The sequence below is a fragment of the Streptomyces sp. NPDC006655 genome (genome assembly GCF_040703965.1).
Lineage (GTDB): Bacteria > Actinomycetota > Actinomycetes > Streptomycetales > Streptomycetaceae > Streptomyces.
In genome coordinates, this window is record NZ_JBEYJU010000010.1 from 1 (window position 1) to 16,836 (window position 16,836).

Sequence of the window (16,836 nt, forward strand, 5' to 3'; positions counted from 1 at the left end):
CCGGCTGCTGTCGGGGCGCGGCGCTCACGTACGCCTGCTGCGTGCGTGCCGGGCGTCGCGACGCCGCGGAGATCCATCAGAAGGGCCCTGGGGCGTCAGCCGGCCACGGGGGTGGCCATGTAGGTGCGTCTGAGGAAGCGCAGCAGCGCCTTCGACTCGAACTGCACCACCGAGGTGCCGTGGTCGGAGTGGAACTCCACCACGGCCTGCACCCGTCCGAGCGGCCACACCCGGACGTCGCCGCTCTCCGCCGGGGTCCTGAGACCCTGCTCCAGGAGCGAGCGCGAGAAGGTCCACTCGTCCGTGCCGGGCAGGCCGACCCGTACCGACCGCGGATCCGCGTCGGGGTCGTACCGCAGGACGACGGGTACCGCGGGCGGCTCGTCCCGGGCGTCCTCGCCCGTGACGATGTGGGCGCGCGCGTACTGCTCGACTACAGACATCGGACTGCCCTCTACGCTCCGTGATCCCTGCGAAGACCATGCATCCGCTTCCTCTCCAATGTCGCACATTTTCCGGAATGCGCTTGCGGAGGGTCACGGGTTTCCCGCTCAGCAAAGATCCTGCGCACCTTGGACGTGACCGTCCTCATGGTCACGCATGACCTGCCCTACGCCCGCGAGCGGTGCCCGGGCACCCTGATCCCGAGCGGCGGCGCGATCGCCGACGACGGCCCCACCGGCGAACTCCGCTCCGGCGAGGCCCCGTTGCGGGGCCGCCGACTGGACCGCCCCTTCGGTTCCGACCCCCGCGCGGCGACGACGCGACGCCAGGAGATGTGACGCGTTTCCGTGACGGCCGTCCCGCACATGCCCGCGTCCGTGACAATGGGCACGTGACGACAGAAGAGGACGCCAGGGTGCCGCGCCTGGACGACCAGCTGTGCTTCGCGCTGTACGCCGCGCAGCGTGCCGTGACCGCCGCCTACCGCCCGCTCCTCGACGAACTGGGGCTCACCTACCCGCAGTACCTGGTGCTGCTGGTCCTGTGGGAGCGGGGCGAGACCACGGTGAAGGAGCTGGCCGGCGCGCTGCGCCTCGACTACGGCACGGTCTCACCCCTGCTCAAGCGGCTGGAAGCGGCCGGCCTGGTCCGCAGGGAGCGCTCGGAGCAGGACGAGCGCTCGGTGCTGGTCGCGTGCACCGCGCGCGCGGAGGAGCTGCGCGAGCGCGCGGCGCGCATACCGGGCGCGCTGCTCACGACGACGGGGCTGGGCGGGGCGCAGGTGGCGCGGCTGCGCGAGGAGCTGCGCGAACTCGCGGACCGGGCCGGCCGGTCGGCCTGGCACCAGGTGTAGCCCCCGCCTGTTACCCGCGGTTTCCACCCCCCTGCTCGTCACAGCCCTTCCTACTGGTCGGTACCTTGTGCACGATGTGCTTGCACACTTCTGTGTTGCCCACCACCGTTTCCGCTCTGGGGGAGGTCCCGCCGTGCTCGAAGGCGCCACCGTCGACACCCGTCCGACGAAGATCATGTATGTCGCGGAGGCGACCGCGCACGGCGGCCGGGACGGGTATGTGACCAGTCAGGACGGCCGTATCGACCTCAAGGTCGCGATGCCGCCGGAGCTGGGCGGCGACGGGAACGGCACCAACCCGGAGCAGTTGTTCGCGGCCGGCTACAGCTCCTGCTTCCACAACGCGCTGATCCTCGTCGGCAACCGCTCCGGCTACGACCTCACCGGCTCCACGGTCGCCGCGAAGGTCGGCATCGGCCCCAACAAGCAGCGCGGCTACGGCCTGGCGGTCGCCCTCAGCGTCTCGCTGCCGGTGCTGGACGCGGACGTCGCGGCGAAGCTGGTGGACGCCGCCCACGAGGTCTGCCCGTACTCGAACGCGACCCGCGGGAACATCGACGTGACGATCGTGCTTGGTTGAGAGAGGAAACGACAGCAGGCGGCAGGAGTACGGACGTGGACGTGAACGGCACTGTGGCCGAGGGCTTCGAGCCGGTGCGGGACGCGTTCGCCCGGAACTTCGAACTGCTGGGGGACCGCGGCGCGGCGGTGGCCGTCTACCGGGACGGCCACCGGGTCGTCGACCTGTGGGCGGGTACGAAGGACGTCGACGGCGCCGCGCCCTGGGAGCGGGGCACCGCGCAGATCGTGCGCTCGGCCACCAAGGGCGTGGCCGCCGCCGCCCTGCTGCTCCTGTCACAGCGCGGGGAACTGGACCTGGACGCCCCGGTGGGCGAGTACTGGCCGGAGTTCAAGGCCGCGGGCAAGGAGCGCACGCTGGTACGGCAGCTCCTCGCGCACCGCGCGGGCGTGCCGGTGCTGGACCGGCCCCTGACGCCCGAGGAGGCCGCCGACCCCGAGGTGGGCGCGGCGGCGGTGGCCGCGCAGGCGCCGGTGTGGGAACCGGGCACCGACCACGGTTACCACGCGCAGACCTTCAGCTGGCTGACCGGCGAGCTGGTACGGCGGGTGACCGGGCGCGGCGTCGGCGCGTGGATCGCGGACGAGATCGCCCGGCCGGTCGGCGCCGACCTGTGGCTCGGGCTGCCCGAGGCCGAGCGGGCACGCGTGGGGCGGGTCGGGCCGGTGGCCGCGCCGGAGGCCGCCGGCGGGCTGCGGACCCGGCCGAAGCGGGCCGTGTCCGAGGCGTACGCCGACCCCGGATCGCTGACCCGGCGGGCGTTCGGCGCGATCAGCCCGCTCCCGGACGAGAACGACCCCGGCTACCGCGCGGCCGCCCTCCCCGCCTCCAACGGCATCGCCACCGCCGACGGCCTGGCCCGCTTCTACGCCGCCCTGATCGGCGAGGTCGACGGCGGCCGCCGGCTGTTCACCCCGGAGACCGTGGAGCTGGCCCGTGCCGAGCAGTCCGCGGGGCCCGACCGCGTCCTGGTGGTCGCCACCCGCTTCGGACTCGGCTACATGCTGCACGGCAGCGCCTCACCGATGCTCTCCCCGGCCTCCTTCGGCCACCCGGGCCGCGGCGGCTCGCTGGCCTTCGCGGACCCCGCCTCGGGCCTCGCCTTCGGCTACGTCACCAACGGCTTCCGCAAGAGCGTGACAGCGGACCCACGGGCCCAGGCCCTGGTACGGGCGGTACGCACGGCGCTGTCTTGACATGCTCCTCACCCTGAAGGGCGAGGATTCTGGCCTTCCCGACTGGTTGCTGTGCCGCTACGCGGCACGGTTTCCGGTCGGGAATCCGTGGCTTCCTGTTTCTTCGCGCTGTGCCAGAACGGGTTCTGGTCTTACCGGCGCTCCGCAGGCAGATGCCGCCAGTCCGGCGGCCGTCTTGATGTTGAGTGCGGCGTTGTGGTCCCGGTCTTGGGTCGTGCCGCAGGCGGCACAGGTCCACTCCCGGACGGACAGTGCTTTGGGCCCGTCCACCACGCCACAGGTTGAGCAGGTCTGGGAGGTCGGCTCGAAACGGCCGATCTTCACCAGAGTGCGTCCATACCGTGCCGCCTTGTACTCCAGCATGGCCACGAACTGCGACCAGCCGGCGTCGTGCACGGACTTCGCCAGCCGAGTGCGTGCCAGCCCCGTCACCGACAGGTCTTCCACGGCGATCCCTTGGTTCTCGGAGGTCAGCCGGGTGGAGAGCTGGTGGTGGAACTCTTTGCGGGCGTCGGTGACCTTGGCGTGGGCGCGGGCGACCTTCAGGCGGGCCTTGGCGCGGTTCCTGGATCCCTTCTGTTTGCGGGACAGCTCGCGCTGGGCCTTCTTCAGCTTCTTCTCCGCCCGGCGCAGGAACCGGGGGGAGTCGATCTTCTCGCCGGTGGACAGCACGGCGAAGTGGGCGAGTCCGAGGTCGATGCCGATGGCCTGGCCGGTGTCGGGCATCGCTGCCGCGTCGGCGGCGGGGTCGGTATCGATGACGAACGAGGCGAAGAATCTGCCCGCGGCGTCCTTGATCACGGTGACGGAGGTGGGAGCGGTAGGCAGGGTGCGGGACCATTCCACCTTCACCGCGCCGATCTTCGGCAGGTCCAGCCGTCCGCTGTCGGTGATCTTCCAGCGTGCGTTCGCGGTGAACCGGATCGCCTGGCGGTTGTCCTTGCGGGACTTGAAGCGGGGCGGGCCCAGTCCCGGGCCCTTGCGGGTGCCCTTGATGGAGGCGAAGAAGTTCTTGTAGGCGGTCTCGGCGTCGCGCAGGGACTGCTGCAGGACGGCCGAGGAGACCTCACCCAGCCAGGACCGCTCCACGGTCTGTTTCGCCTGCGTGATCAGCTTCTTCGAAAGCTCGCCAGCCTTCGGGGAGACATCGCCCGCCTTCCGGGCGTCCTCGCTGGCGCGCACGCAGTCGTTGAACACGACGCGCGCGCACCCGAACGCCTTCGCCAGCGCGATCCGCTGACCGGCGTCCGGGTACAACCTGAAGGCGTACCGGAGCTGCATGACGAGCACAGGAGGCATACCGAACAAGCGCCGTCACCGAGAACATACGAGCGAAGCGTCACCGTCGCCGAGCAGGGTCCGGCTCCGCCGGAACGACACCGCGACGCTCCCCGTCGCACCCACCTGTTTCGCTTCACCCCCGGCGTGAACGCCGGAGCACTGCGAATGAATCCAGGTAGCACCGGCGCGCAGCCCCGGACCGGCCCCGGGCCGTCACACGTTGATCGGGTGTGAGTGGCGGCCCGAGTCCGCGTCTATCTCGCCGTGCGCCTTGGTCAGCAGCTGCATGGCCAGTTCGTTCAGGGCGCGGGCGCCGGCGATCTCCTCGCCGACCCTCGGCTGGTTGTTGTCGGAGTCGTGCCGGCTCGCGTGGCCGTGCGCGCGTACCTCGGTGCCGTCGGGCAGGCGGACCAGGGCCACCGCGCGCGTGTGCGTCGCGTCCTCCAGGAACTCCAGCTCCACATGCCATCCCACAGCGGTTCGCATCATGAGCACCACCTTTCCGGAATCGCTGCTTCCAGGGTGCTCCCGAGGGACCCGGGCCGTCACGTCGGCTCGGGCCTACTCCTTGTCGAAGCTGGCGAAGTACGCGGCGGCCATGTCCTCGTCGGCGTGACCCCGGGCGGCGGCCCGCGCGAAGCGTTCGGCCGCGGCCTCGGCGACGTCGAGGCGCACGCCGTTGCCCGCACCAGCGGCGACGATCAGCCGGGCGTCCTTCTCCGCGGTGTCCACCGCGAAGGACGGCGGGGTCAGTGCGCCGTCGAGGATCAGCTTGGCCTTGGCCCGCAGGTAGCCCATGTCGAGCGGGCCGCCCTCGATGATGTCGAAGAAGTCCTGCGGGTCGACGCCGAGGGCCTGGGCCAGCGCCACCACCTCACCGGTCGCCGCGGTGGCCGCGATCACCCAGCTGTTGGCGACCAGCTTGAGCCGGGTCGCGGCCGCGGACGAGCCGTCGTCCCCGGTCCACAGCGTGCGGGCGCCGACGGCGTCGAAGACCGGCGCGAGCGTCTCGCGGCCCTGCTCGGGCCCGGCGGCCAGGACGGTGAGCTGTCCGGCCTCGGCGGGCTGGCGGGTGCCGAGCACCGGGGCGTCGTAGAAGACCAGGCCGTGCTCGCTCGCGAACGCGGCCAGGTCGGAGATCTGGTCGAGGCCCGCGGTGGTCGACTGGACCCAGAGCAGGCCGGGGCGCAGCGCCTGGGCGGCCTCGCGCAGGGCTGCCAGGGCGGTGGCACCGTCGTACAGCATGGTCAGCACGACGTCGGCGCCCTCGACGGCCTCGGCCGGGGTGCCGGTGACCCGGGCGCCGTCGGCCGCGAGCGGCTCGGCCTTGGCGCGGGTGCGGTTCCAGGCGCGGACCGGATGCCCGGCCTTCAGGAGGTTGCGGGCCATCGCCGCACCCATGATGCCGGTGCCCAGCACGGCGACGGTCGGCTTGTCGGTCATGACGTCTCCCTGTCCTCGTACGTTCCGCAGGCCAGCTTGGCGCACGGCGGTCGGCTGCGCGCGACGCCTACCCGCTGCGGACCGGAAGACACAGGGGACCCCGGCGGCGCGGCCGGGGTCCCCTGGGGTGCGGGCGGGATCAGCCGTCGTTCTCCGAGGAGGGCAGGTAGGCGCCCGGGACCTCGTCCGGCGTGTAGATCTTCTTGTCACCCGGGTACGGCTTGGTCCAGTTGTGGGTCTGGTACCAGGTCCAGCGGTTCATCTGGGTGGGGTTGGCGTAGTCCGGCACCGCGTTCTTGCCGGTCAGCCGCTGGTGCGTGGCCCAGCTCTGCCACTGCGCCGCGACCTGCCTCTCGGCCGCCGGCACCGACACCGACGTCGGCGCGGCGGCCACCCTGGTGTCCTGGGCCGCCGGGGTGTCCGAGCCACAGGCCGGCTGCGGGTTCACGCCGAGGGTGAGCGAGGTCCGGTTGGGGACCGCCGTGAACGGGGTGTCGTCCGCCTTGCCGGTGAACGCCCCGTACATCGGGGTGGCCGCGCTGTCGAGCTGGTTCATCGGGTGGATCCCGAGGATCTGCTCGATGGTGCGGACCATGGTGATCTGCGAGTAGTAGTGGTCGTCGACCGTGCCGTGCTGCGCGTACGGGCTGATGACCTGGACCGGGGCACGGTGGCCGTCGACGTGGTCGAGACCGGCCTGGGAGTCGTCCTCGACGACGAAGATCGCCGAGTCCTTCCAGTACGTGCTGTGGGTGATCTCGTCGACCATCCGGCCGACCGCGAGGTCGTTGTCGGCGACCTCGGCGGCGGCGTTGGCCGGGCCGCCGGTGTGGTCGTTGGAGAACCAGAACATGTTCAGGTTCGCCGGGCCGTTCTTCTCGAAGTCCTGCTTCCAGATCTGCTCTTTGTAGATGTCCGGGACGCTGAGGTCGAAGAGCGGGAAGCCCTGCACCGACACGTCGTTGAGCGAGGGGATCGCCGAGCCCGTCTTGATGGGGTAGGCGGTCGAGGCGCCGGTCGCGGCCATGTTCTTGCTGTCGCAGTACAGGTTCTGCCAGGTCGCCCCGGCCGGCTTGGTCTCGTCCGACTGGAACTCGCCGAAGTCCTTCACGGACTTGCCGGCCGCCTGAGCACCGGTCCAGATGAAACCGGTCTTCTGGTGTCCGAGGACGTCGTCCTCGGTGTCGTAGCTGCGCGTGTACTCGCCGGCCGACGACTCGGTGTACTCCGGGTTGTCCGACTGCATCAGCCAGTTGTGGCCCTCGGCGGAGTTGGTGCCGATGTCGTAGAAGTTGTCGTACAGCCCGAACTGCTGGGCCAGCGCGTGCTGGTTCGGCGTGACGTTCGCGCCGAACTGGGTGAGCTTGGAGTCGCCGTTGCCCTGCGGGAGGTCGCCGAAGACCTGGTCGTAGGTGCGGTTCTCCTTGACGAGCAGGAAGACGTGCTTGATCGTCGAGGGGTCGCCGATCCGCTTCGGGACCGGGACGGCCTTGGCGTGGCCGTAGCCCCTGGCGGTCTTCACCGAGCCGGCGGTCCAGCCGTTCTGCCTGAAGACCTTGGCCGTCTCGGACCTGACGACCTGGTCGCCGGGGAGCGTGAACCGGGTGAGGCTCGACGTGGTGTCGTGCGTGTTGTGGCCGGCCGCGTCCGGGCGCAGCGCGTCGACACCGCGGGTGTTGGCGACGACGATCTTCTTCCCGTCGGCGAAGACCCCGGACGGGTAGTAGTCCGTCGGGAGCAGGCCGACGTAACGGGCCGGCATCTGCGGGGAGGTGTACCGGTAGACGGCGACGGCGTTGGCGCGGCCGAGCGTGACCAGCAGGCGTCCGTCGTCGGTGAGCGTGACCGCGTTGGGCTCGTAGCCGACCGACGCCTCCGGCCACGGCTGGGTGGCGACGGTCTGGACGACCCGGTCCTTGCGGCTGTCGATGACCGACACGCTGTTGTCGGCGGTGTTGGTGACGAACACCGCGCCCCTGCTCGCGTACACCGCGGTCGGGTGCAGGCCCACGGCGATGGTGCCGACGGCGGCGGACGGGTCCGCGGTGTCGATGACGCTGACGGTGCCGGTGGTGCTGGCCCCGGTCCTCGGGTTCGCCACGACATCGGTGCCGTACGAGTCGATGGTGGTGTCGCCGGCCTTGGCCGGGCGGCCGCCCTCGTTGCTGACGTAGAGCTTGCCGCCGACCAGGGCGATGCCGCGCGGCGCATTGCCGACCGCCCAGGTCTGCTTGATCGTGCCGGTCGCCGCGTCTATCGCGACCACCTTGTTCTGGCCGTTGACCGCGGAGTACACGGTGGAGCCGTCCGCCGAGAAGACGGCCGCGCCCACCAGCGCCTGCTTGGCGCCGTCGGCCGCGATGGTGACGGCCGTCGGGTTGGCGAGGGTGCCGTCGGCGTCGACGGTGAACTTCGTGTAGCCGTTCGCCTGCCCCAGCCACAGCTGCTTGCCGTCGGGCGAGTAGGTCGGGCCCTCCTGGCCGACCGCGCCACTGCTGATCCGCAGGTCGTCCGCCGCGCTGGTGCCGATCTTCTGCTTGACCTGACCGGTGCTCAGGTCCATGACGACCAGGGAGGCGTCGCCGTCGGCGATCGAGGCGGCGAGGTGGGTGCCGTCGGGGCTGACCGTCGACGACATGATCTTGCCGTCGTTGATGACGGTGCGGGTGCCGTAGGGGTTGATGTACTGGTCGGCGGAGACGACCTGGCCGTTGGCGGTGTTCTGCCCCACCTGCTGGGTGCCGAACTGGTACGTCGAGGCGACCGCGGTGCCCGTGACGCCGAGGGCGACGGCGATGCCCGCCGTCACCATCATGGCCCGGCGGCCGACGCGGTGGCCGAACAGGTTGAACTGTCTCGTCTCACTGGTCCGGCGCTGGCGGATTACCTGCACGGAACTGTTCCCTTCAGTGGATGTCGAGCAGATCGACGTTGCCGTCGAACTGCCACAGCGGATTCGGGGCGTCGCCGGTGGAGGTCCGCACGAGGAAGTAACCGTTGACTTCCTTCGGACCGTCACCGTCGGCCACGAACCGCCCGTCCGAGGTGATGTCGAGCTGGTAGATCGCCGTCCCCGTCACCGGGACGCCGGGGAGGTGCCAGCTCACGACGCAACGCCAGTCGTTCCCCGCGCCCTCCTGGGCGGCCTGGCCGTCGCTCTTGGTGCACGCCGCCGTGGCCCCCAACTGCTTCTCGGTGACGGCGGGTCGATGGAGTTCCTGCGTCTGCAGGCGGTAGAGGTGCCCGAAGGCCGTGGCGAGGGACTTCTGCACCTTGTCCTGCCGGATGCCGGAGCCCGTCGAGGGGGTGGCCGCGGCGACCGCCCCGACGGTGACGGCGGTCAGCACCGCCAGCGGCAGCACGCCGAGGACGAGCGCGCGGCGTCCGGAGCCGTCGTCGGCGGGGTTGGTGAAGTCCCGTCGTACGAACAGCACATGGGCGAGGACGGTGGCGAGCGCCGCCCACGCCAGGCTCACCGCGACGCCGGTCAGCAGCGGGGCGAGCTGGGTGGGACTGGTGAACAGGCCGTTCCAGGAGACGAACGCGTAGCCGGGCAGGGCGAGACGCACGGCGACCGGCAGCGGCAGCATCTGGGCGACCGACATCGCGAGCGCGACGACCGGGGGCAGCAGCAGCCCCATCGGGGAACGGCCCAGCGCCACCGAGCCGAGCAGTCCGATCGCGGCCAGGGCCAGGGTCGGGGCGAGGGCGGCGGCCCAGGCGAGCAGGACCCTGACGGCCGTGTCCCCCGGCGTGAGCAGATGGCCGTCCAGCCCGACCAGCGGCCGGTCACCGACCGCCAGCAGTCCGCCGACCGCGCTGGAGCAGGCCAGTCCGGCCACCAGGAGCACGATGACGGTGAGGCTGGCCAGCGACTTCGCCACGAAGATCCGGGTGGGCGAGCGGACCGCGACCAGCAGGTGGCGCCAGGTGCCGAGCCGGTCCTCGGCGGCGAACACGTCACCGGCGACCACCGACGTCAGCAGCGGCAGCGCCCAGGTGCCCGCGAAGCCGAGGATCACCAGCGGTCCGGCCCAGCCGGTCGCGTGCATCCACCGCCCGAACAGCGTGTCGGAGGGGAGCGTGCTCTGCTCGCCGACCCCCGCGACGAACAGCCCCGGAACGAGCCAGCAGGCGAGCACCAGCAGCCGGATCCGCCATTGCGAGACGAGTTTGACCAGTTCGAAGCGGTAGCCGCGGGACACCGGGACCCGGCGCGCGGCGGCCGGCGCCGGCCCGGTGCCGGTGCCGGTGGTGGGGGCGGTGGTCGCGGTCATCGGGCGGCCTCCTGCTGCTCGGTGAGGGCGAGGAAGGCGGCCTCCAACGGCGAGACGACCGGGGCGAGTTCACGGACCGCGACGTCCGCGCGCACGACCTCGGCGACGAGGTGGTCGAGGGCGGGCACCAGGGCGCGGACGACGAGCACGTCGGGGTCCTGTCGTACGCCGCTGCCGTCGACGATCCGGATCCCGGCCGCGTCGCCGGCGATCCGGCGCGCGGTGACCGGGTCGGAGGTGCGCAGCCGGTAGTCGAGTTCGCGGCTCTCGGCGGCGAGTTTGCCGAGCGGACCGGAGAACACGACGCGTCCGGTGGCGAGGATGGTGACCTCGGAGCACAGGGCCTCCAGGTCGTCCATCCGGTGGCTGGAAAGGACCACGGCGGTGCCGTCGGCGGCGAGCCGGTCGAGGACGCCGTGCACGTGTCTCTTCCCGGCCGGGTCCAGGCCGTTGGACGGCTCGTCGAGGACGAGCAGCCGGGGTCCGGTGAGCAGGGCGGCGGCGAGTCCGAGCCGTTGGCGCATGCCGAGCGAGAAGCCGCGGGCCTTGTCGTCGGCGACGTCGGTGAGCCCGGCCTCGCCGAGCACCTCGTCGATGAGCCCCGTCCCGGTGTCCAGACCGCGGAGCGCGGCGAGGGCGGCGAGGTTCTGCCGGGCGGTGAGCGAGGGGTAGAGACCGGGCGCGTCCACGAAGCCGGCGACGCCGTCGGGGGCCGTGAGGGCCCGTTCGACCGGCGTGCCCAGGATCTCGAGGCGGCCGCCGTCGGCGACGGCCAGGCCCAGCAGCAGGCCCAGCAGCGTCGTCTTTCCGGCGCCGTTGGGTCCGACCAGGCCGTGGATCTGACCTTGCGTCACATCCAGGTCGACACCGTCGAGTGCGACGACGTCACCGAAGCACTTGGTGATCCCGCGGGCCCGGACTGCGTGGAGTGTGTCCATGAGTCCCATGCGTCCCTTCTTCCGCAATCCGCAGGGACCTTATGGAGAGCACACAACCCGGACACAGGCGGGCGTCTGAACGTGCGAAGAACGGTTCGTCAAGGCAACGGCAAGTCCGCCGGGCGGCCGGCCGGCACAAGGGCAATACCGGCCGAGGTCGACACGGGCCCGAACCCCGCGGAACCGCACCGACCTCGGCCAGTGCGGGCCGAACCCCGCGGGGCCGCACCGACCTCGGCCAGTGCGGGCCGAACTCCGCGGGGCCGCACCGACCTCGGCCAGTGCGGGCCGAACCCCGCGGAACCGCACCGACCTCGGCCAGTGCGGGCCGAACCCCGCGGAACCGCACCGACCTCGGCCAGTGCGGGCCGAACCCCGCGGAACCGCACCGACCTCGGCCAGTGCGGGCCGAACCCCGCGGGGCCGTCGCGCGCACGGACGCGGGCGGTCCCGGCCGGTGCGGACGTGACGGACACGAGGGGCGAGAATCCCCTCACCCGACCGAAAGCGAAGGTGCCCCGTGAACCGACCGGCCCCACGCCGCGCCACGTCCCTCTACGCGGTCTCCGCGACCTGCGGCGCCCTGGGCGCCCTGCTGTGGATACGGGGGCGGACCGCACCGCCGCGGGTCTACGCGTCCTACCTGGCAGCCGACAGCTACTCGCGGTCCGCGTGGCGGGTGTGGTCACCCGCGGTGCCCGAAACACGCCTCGGCCTGTACCTGGTCGCCGCCGGAGTCACACTGGCCCTGGCCACGCGCCTGCTGTCGTCCCGGCGCGACTGAGGGTCCACCGGCCGACCGGATTGCCTGGCCCCCGGTATGGTCAGCCACCACCAGGTCAAGCAACAATGTGCACAACTCCGGGCCGGGCGTTGCTCCCGTTCCGGACTCTTGCGACCGGAGCGGAGCGACACCATGGCATGGGTAGTGGGAACGAGCGCGTTCTTGGTGCTCCTGCTGATCGCATCGGGCGTCGTCACGCTCCGGACAGGGTGGACCCTGCCCACGGCACGCCGCCACGTCACCAGGCCTCGACTCCACGGTCTTGGTGCCCTGCTCATGGGCATCTCGCTCTTTCTGCAGGGCCTCCTCCACTTTCGAGTCCTGCCGAGCGTTTCCTGGGACGCCCGTTTCTTCGGCGGTAACGCCCTCCTGCTTGCCGGGCTGCTCCTGATCATCCTCAGCCAGCTGCTGCCGCTCCGCCGAAGCCGGGATCACACAAATCCCTCGGGCGCCTGTGCCCGGGCTACTTCCCAGGTGGCCGAGTGACCACCATCCGCCAGATCACCGAATCAACCGCTGAGAACTTCCACTTGAGCCCGCGCACCTTGGCGTGCGGAATTCTGGCGGTGAACACGCCGCTCCCGTCACCGCACTGAGACCCGGCGAGGGTCTCTCCGGCGGCAGTGATGTTGAACTTGGCGGGACCGGCGCATGTCCACATCACCGTGATGGACGAGGCTTTCCCCGCTGAAGCGGGGAGCGTGAGGCCGCCCGCACCACGGCCCGACCCGGTGTAAAGCGTCTTCGACCCCACAGGGATCGGAGATCGGACCGGATCGGGAAGGCGGTCCGGGCTGGTCGGGGTCCACGCGGGAGTGGCAGTCGCGCCATGGGAGGCGATGGCCGGGGGATGTGCGGAACCCCCGGAACAGGCCGACGCACAGACGAGAGCCGACATGCCGACGGCCAGCAGGGAGCGCTTCATCAGGTCGTCCTCACGTCACGATTGGGCGATACGGGGCTCGAGCGCCGGGAGTTCGACGGTCCCGTAATTCGGGAAGGTCCACTTGCAGGCGCCGTTATTCGACGAGCCGTTGACTCCCACGCCAAAGATTCCACCGGTCAACCGGCGTGCAGCATCAGCCCGATGCCCACGACCAGGAGACCGGCCGCCGCGAGCCTGGGCGCGCCGAACCGCTCCTTGAAGAAGAGGGCGCCGATGGCGGCGCCGACCAGGACGGACGATTCGCGCAGGGCGGCGATCGGGGCGAGTTCGGCGCGGGTCTGGGCCCACAGGACCAGGCCGTAGGCGCAGACGGACAGGAGTGCGCCGAAGAGTCCCAGGACCGCGAACGGGCGCGCCGCGGTGAGGAGTTCGCCGTGTCTGCGGGCGAGGGCGTACGCGGGGATCACCAGGCCCTGGAGGGTCATCAGCCACGCGACATAGCCGACGGGGGACCCCGAGGCTCGTACCCCGAGGCCGTCGATGACCGTGTACGCGGCGATCGTCAGGCCGGTGGCGAGGGCCGCGCCGATCGCCGCCCAGTCGGGCCGGCGGCCGCGCAGCCCCCACAGCGCGACCCCGGTGAGCCCGGCGCACGACACGGCGATCCCCGCGGCCGCCGGGGCGTCCGGCACCTCGTGCGCGAACGCTGCCGCGAACAGCGTGACCAGCAGCGGCGCGGTGCCGCGTGCCAACGGGTACGCCTGCCCGAAGTCGCCGAGCCGGAAGGAGAGCATCAGCAGCGCGAAGTAGGCGACATGGACGAGCGCGGAGGTCAGCAGGTACGGCCAGGCGCCGGCCGCCGGTGTCGCCGAGAACGGCATCAGCAGCAGCCCGATCAGCACGCCCCCGGCGGCGATCAGCGACGAGCCGACCAGCTTGTCGCTGATCCGGTGGGCGATCGCGTTCCAACTGGCGTGGGTGACGGCCGCGGTCAGTACGGCCGCGGTCACCAGTGGGGTCACGCGGTGGGCTCGCGTACGTCCACGACGGTGGCGCCCGCGTGTGCCACCAGGGCGGCGGGCGCGATCGGGAAGACCGCGTGCGGGTCGCCCGCGGCGGCCCACACCACGTCGTGCCGCAGCAGCGCCCGGTCGGCGAGCACGCGTGTGCGGGTGCGGTGCCCGAACGGCGGTACACCGCCGATGGCGTACCCGGTCGTCTCGCGTACGACGTCCGCCCCGGCCCGGGTCACCTTCGCGGCGCCGAGTTCCCTGCGGACCAGTTCCACGTCGACCCGGGAGGCGCCGTCCATCAGCACCAGCACCGGGACGCCGTCGGCCGCGAAGATCAGCGACTTGCAGATCTCGCTCAGCTCGCAGCCGAGCGCCGCGGCGGCCTCCGCCGCGGTACGGGTCGCGTCCGGGAAACGCCGGACCCGGGCGGTCAGCTCTCCCAGCCCCAGCTCCGCCAGGGCGGCGGCGAAACGGGGGTGGGCTCCGGGGCCCTGGGCATCGGCGTCAGTGGCGGCTGTCGTCGTCATACGGGGCACGCTAACGAAGAGGGCCCGAGGGCGGCGAACGGTTAAGGCCGAGATCCGGTGCGGGCCTCCGGCGGGACCGGAAGCCGGTGCGGGCCTCCCGCGGGACCGAGATCCGGTGCGGGCCTCCCGCGGGACCGAGATCCGGTGCAGGCCTCCAGCGGGACCGGAAGCCGGTGCAGGCCTCCAGCGGGACCGAGATCCGGTGCGGGCCTCCCCCCGGGACCGGAAGCCGGTGAGGGCTTCCCGTCCCCACGGGCCCTCACCGGCGGTCGGTCACGCGCCCCGCGTCAGGCGCGTACCAGCTCCCGGTCCTCCTCGTCCTGCCCGCTGTCGCCGCCCGCGTCCACGTCGGCGGTGGTGCGCAGGCCCTCGCCCTCGACGTCGAAGTTGGGCAGCATCCGGTCCAGCCACTTCGGCAGCCACCAGGCGCGCCTGCCGAGCAGGGCGAGCACCGCCGGGACGATCGCCATGCGGACCACGAACGCGTCGAAGAGGACGGCGATGGCGAGGCCGAAGCCGATCATCTTGATCATGGACTCGCTGGAGGTGATGAACCCTCCGAAGACGGACATCATGATGACCGCGGCGGCGCCCACCACGCGCGCGCTGTGCCGGAAGCCGGTCACCACGGCCTGGCCGGGCGTCTCGCCGTGGACGTAGGCCTCCCGCATCCGGGTCACGAGGAACACCTCGTAGTCCATGGCGAGTCCGAAGACCACGCCCACCATGAAGATCGGCATCATCGACATGATCGGGCCGGTCTGCTCGACGCCGAGCAGACCGCCGAGCCAGCCCCACTGGAAGACCGCGACGACGGCGCCGAGCGCGGCGAGCACGCTGAGCAGGAAGCCGAGGGCCGCCTTCAGCGGGACCAGGACGGAGCGGAAGACCGCGATCAGCAGGAGGAAGGCGAGGCCGACCACCAGCGCGAGGTACGGGACCAGCGCGTCGTTGAGCTTCTGCGAGAAGTCGATGTTCATCGCGGTGGTGCCGGTGACCAGGACCCGTGCGTCGGTGTCCGCCCTGACCCCGGTGCCCTCGCCGCGGATGGCGTGCACCAGGTCCTCGGTCCGGGTGGAGGACGGCTTGGACGACGGGACCACGGTGATCATCGCGGTGTCGCCGGCCTTGTTGAACATCGCCGGACTGACGGAGGCGACGTCCTTGAGGTCCTTGATGCCGTTCGTGACCGTGGTGGCCGCGCCCTTCGGGTCGGCGCTGTCCTTGGCGTCGACCACGATCATCAGCGGGCCGTTGAAGCCGGGGCCGAAGCCCTCCGAGAGCAGGTCGTAGGCGCGGCGCTGGGTGGTGGAGGTGGGCTGTGAGCCGTCGTCGGGCAGGCCCAGCTCCAGCTGGGAGACCGGCAGGGCGACCGCGCCGAGGCCGACGACGCCGAGCAGCAGCACGGCGGCCGGACGGCGCACGACGAAGCTCGCCCAGCGCTCCCCCAGACCGGGCTTGGCGGGGGCGCCGGAGACCGTGGAAGAGGCGCCCGCGGCGGCCGGGCCGGTGCCGCGGCGCCGGCCGCGCTTCTCGCCGGCCGCCTTGACCCGCTTGCCCGCGTAGCCGAGCAGCGCCGGGATCATGGTCAGTGCGATCAGGACGGCGACCACGACCGTGCCGGCCGCCGCGAGACCCATCTTGGTCAGCATCGGGACGCCGACGACGGACAGGCCGGCCAGCGCGATCACGACCGTGAGGCCGGCGAAGACCACCGCGGAACCGGCGGTGCCGGCCGCGCGGCCGACCGCTTCCTCGCGGTCCCGGCCCTCGGCCAGTTCGCCGCGGTAGCGGGAGACGATGAACAGCGCGTAGTCGATGCCGACCGCCAGGCCGATCATCAGCGCCAGCGTGGACGTGGTGTCGCCGAGGTCGAGCGTCTTGGCGAGCGCGGTGATGGCGGAGACGCCGATGCCGACGCCGACGATCGCCGTCAGCAGCGGCAGACCGGCCGCGACCAGCGAGCCCAGGGTGACGACCAGGACGACGGCGGCGATCGCGAGGCCGACGACCTCGCCGGCCGCGCCCGGTTCGGCACCGGCCTGCAGGGCGTCACCGCCGATCTCGACGGTCAGCCCGGCCCGCTGCGCGTCGTGGCCGGCCGCCTCCAGCGCCTCGCGGGAGGCGTCCTTGAGTTCCATGCCGGAGACGCGGTAGCGCACCGAGGCGTAGGCGACGGTGCCGTCCTTGCTGACGGCCCTGGTCTTGAAGGGGTCGTCGACGGAGGTGACCTCGGAGCCGTCGGCCAGCTTCCGCACGGTCTTCTCGACGGTCGCCTTGTTGAGCGTGTCGGAGATCTTCTCGCCCGCCGGTGCCCTGAAGACGACCCGCGCGGTGGCGCCGTCCGAGCTGGCGCCGGGGAAGCGCTGGTCCAGCAGGTCGAAGGCCTTCTGGGCCTCGGTGCCGGGGATCGAGAAGGAGCTGGATCCGGCGGCGGGTGCGGAGGCGGCGGCGACGCCGGCGAGGGTCAGCAGCGCCACCCATATGAGGGTGACGAAGTGCCGTCGCCGAAAGGCGAGCCGGCCCAGTTTGTAGAGGAACGTGGCCACGAGGGCGTACTCCTGGTCAGGTCGTGGGGTGTGCAGGGCAGGGGTGATCAACCCGGTGGGTGGCA

Annotated in this window: 15 protein-coding genes and 1 pseudogene; 6 read left to right on the top strand and 10 right to left on the bottom strand. The window is 71.7% G+C overall.

From position 1 onward, the window contains the following. Window positions 1-95: 95 nt before the first annotated feature. Window positions 96-443, bottom strand: coding sequence for an SsgA family sporulation/cell division regulator (locus AB0958_RS08130; RefSeq protein WP_366889510.1), 348 nt, complete (start codon window positions 441-443; stop codon window positions 96-98). 111 nt (window positions 444-554) lie between these two features. On the opposite strand from AB0958_RS08130, the pseudogene AB0958_RS08135 reads away from it, so the two are divergent. The 4 genes and pseudogenes from AB0958_RS08135 to AB0958_RS08150 form a co-directional block, all read left to right on the top strand. Then, a pseudogene (locus AB0958_RS08135) lies at window positions 555-782 on the top strand (cobalt ABC transporter ATP-binding protein); the annotation flags it as partial. Window positions 783-835: 53 nt separating this feature from the next. After that, a complete protein-coding gene (locus AB0958_RS08140; protein WP_366889511.1) occupies window positions 836-1,297 on the top strand; it encodes a MarR family transcriptional regulator in 462 nt (153 codons plus the stop codon). A 175-nt stretch (window positions 1,298-1,472) separates the two neighbouring features. Continuing rightward, window positions 1,473-1,877, top strand: coding sequence for an organic hydroperoxide resistance protein (locus AB0958_RS08145; RefSeq protein ID WP_366889651.1), 405 nt, complete (start codon window positions 1,473-1,475; stop codon window positions 1,875-1,877). Window positions 1,878-1,912: 35 nt separating this feature from the next. Next, window positions 1,913-3,073, top strand: a complete 1,161-nt coding sequence (locus AB0958_RS08150; protein ID WP_366889513.1) for a serine hydrolase domain-containing protein — start codon at window positions 1,913-1,915, stop codon at window positions 3,071-3,073. 57 nt (window positions 3,074-3,130) lie between these two features. Here the strand turns inward: AB0958_RS08150 and AB0958_RS08155 are convergent, their stop codons facing one another. The 6 genes from AB0958_RS08155 to AB0958_RS08180 all read right to left on the bottom strand — a co-directional run bounded on the left by AB0958_RS08155 (window position 3,131) and on the right by AB0958_RS08180 (window position 11,012). Further along, window positions 3,131-4,354 (bottom strand): RNA-guided endonuclease TnpB family protein, encoded by a 1,224-nt coding sequence (locus AB0958_RS08155; RefSeq protein ID WP_366889515.1) that lies wholly within the window; start codon window positions 4,352-4,354, stop codon window positions 3,131-3,133. 213 nt (window positions 4,355-4,567) lie between these two features. Then, on the bottom strand, window positions 4,568-4,843 hold the full coding sequence (locus AB0958_RS08160) for a DUF1876 domain-containing protein (RefSeq protein ID WP_366889516.1): 276 nt from the start codon (window positions 4,841-4,843) through the stop codon (window positions 4,568-4,570). Window positions 4,844-4,915: 72 nt separating this feature from the next. After that, window positions 4,916-5,797: an NAD(P)-dependent oxidoreductase gene (locus AB0958_RS08165; protein WP_366889517.1), complete on the bottom strand. Its 882-nt coding sequence runs from the start codon at window positions 5,795-5,797 to the stop codon at window positions 4,916-4,918. A 139-nt stretch (window positions 5,798-5,936) separates the two neighbouring features. Beyond that, window positions 5,937-8,690: a bifunctional YncE family protein/alkaline phosphatase family protein gene (locus AB0958_RS08170; protein ID WP_366889518.1), complete on the bottom strand. Its 2,754-nt coding sequence runs from the start codon at window positions 8,688-8,690 to the stop codon at window positions 5,937-5,939. A 13-nt stretch (window positions 8,691-8,703) separates the two neighbouring features. Beyond that, window positions 8,704-10,074 carry an ABC transporter permease gene (locus tag AB0958_RS08175; RefSeq protein ID WP_366889519.1) on the bottom strand — a complete coding sequence of 457 codons (1,371 nt, stop codon included), beginning with the start codon at window positions 10,072-10,074 and terminating at the stop codon, window positions 8,704-8,706. Then, window positions 10,071-11,012, bottom strand: a complete 942-nt coding sequence (locus AB0958_RS08180; protein ID WP_366889652.1) for an ABC transporter ATP-binding protein — start codon at window positions 11,010-11,012, stop codon at window positions 10,071-10,073. Before AB0958_RS08180 ends, AB0958_RS08175 begins: the two co-directional genes overlap by 4 nt. Before the next feature lie 520 nt (window positions 11,013-11,532). Between AB0958_RS08180 and AB0958_RS08185 the strand changes: the two genes are divergently transcribed. Both AB0958_RS08185 and AB0958_RS08190 read left to right on the top strand, forming a co-directional pair. Further along, the gene (locus tag AB0958_RS08185; RefSeq protein WP_366889520.1) at window positions 11,533-11,796 is read left to right on the top strand and encodes a hypothetical protein; all 264 of its coding nucleotides are present in this window, start codon (window positions 11,533-11,535) and stop codon (window positions 11,794-11,796) included. A gap of 165 nt (window positions 11,797-11,961) precedes the next feature. After that, window positions 11,962-12,282, top strand: a complete 321-nt coding sequence (locus tag AB0958_RS08190; protein ID WP_366889521.1) for a hypothetical protein — start codon at window positions 11,962-11,964, stop codon at window positions 12,280-12,282. Between the two features lie 576 nt (window positions 12,283-12,858). Here AB0958_RS08190 and AB0958_RS08195 read toward each other — a convergent pair. The 3 genes from AB0958_RS08195 to AB0958_RS08205 all read right to left on the bottom strand — a co-directional run bounded on the left by AB0958_RS08195 (window position 12,859) and on the right by AB0958_RS08205 (window position 16,771). Then, entirely contained in the window at window positions 12,859-13,704 is an 846-nt protein-coding gene (locus AB0958_RS08195) for a DMT family transporter (protein ID WP_366889522.1), read from the bottom strand. Then, window positions 13,701-14,222 (bottom strand): YbaK/EbsC family protein, encoded by a 522-nt coding sequence (locus tag AB0958_RS08200; RefSeq protein ID WP_366889523.1) that lies wholly within the window; start codon window positions 14,220-14,222, stop codon window positions 13,701-13,703. Before AB0958_RS08200 ends, AB0958_RS08195 begins: the two co-directional genes overlap by 4 nt. A 287-nt stretch (window positions 14,223-14,509) precedes the next feature. Continuing rightward, window positions 14,510-16,771: an MMPL family transporter gene (locus AB0958_RS08205; RefSeq protein ID WP_366889524.1), complete on the bottom strand. Its 2,262-nt coding sequence runs from the start codon at window positions 16,769-16,771 to the stop codon at window positions 14,510-14,512. Window positions 16,772-16,836: the final 65 nt, after the last annotated feature.

What these genes read in the sequence shown, in the direction of transcription:
- AB0958_RS08160 (WP_366889516.1), bottom strand. Translation starts at nt 4,843, where the DNA reads ATGATGCGAACCGCTGTGGGATGGCATGTGGAGCTGGAGTTCCTGGAG.
- AB0958_RS08145 (WP_366889651.1), top strand. Translation starts at nt 1,473, where the DNA reads ATGTATGTCGCGGAGGCGACCGCGCACGGCGGCCGGGACGGGTATGTG.
- AB0958_RS08130 (WP_366889510.1), bottom strand. Translation starts at nt 443, where the DNA reads ATGTCTGTAGTCGAGCAGTACGCGCGCGCCCACATCGTCACGGGCGAG.
- AB0958_RS08155 (WP_366889515.1), bottom strand. Translation starts at nt 4,354, where the DNA reads ATGCAGCTCCGGTACGCCTTCAGGTTGTACCCGGACGCCGGTCAGCGG.
- AB0958_RS08200 (WP_366889523.1), bottom strand. Translation starts at nt 14,222, where the DNA reads ATGACGACGACAGCCGCCACTGACGCCGATGCCCAGGGCCCCGGAGCC.
- AB0958_RS08165 (WP_366889517.1), bottom strand. Translation starts at nt 5,797, where the DNA reads ATGACCGACAAGCCGACCGTCGCCGTGCTGGGCACCGGCATCATGGGT.
- AB0958_RS08180 (WP_366889652.1), bottom strand. Translation starts at nt 11,012, where the DNA reads ATGGACACACTCCACGCAGTCCGGGCCCGCGGGATCACCAAGTGCTTC.
- AB0958_RS08175 (WP_366889519.1), bottom strand. Translation starts at nt 10,074, where the DNA reads ATGACCGCGACCACCGCCCCCACCACCGGCACCGGCACCGGGCCGGCG.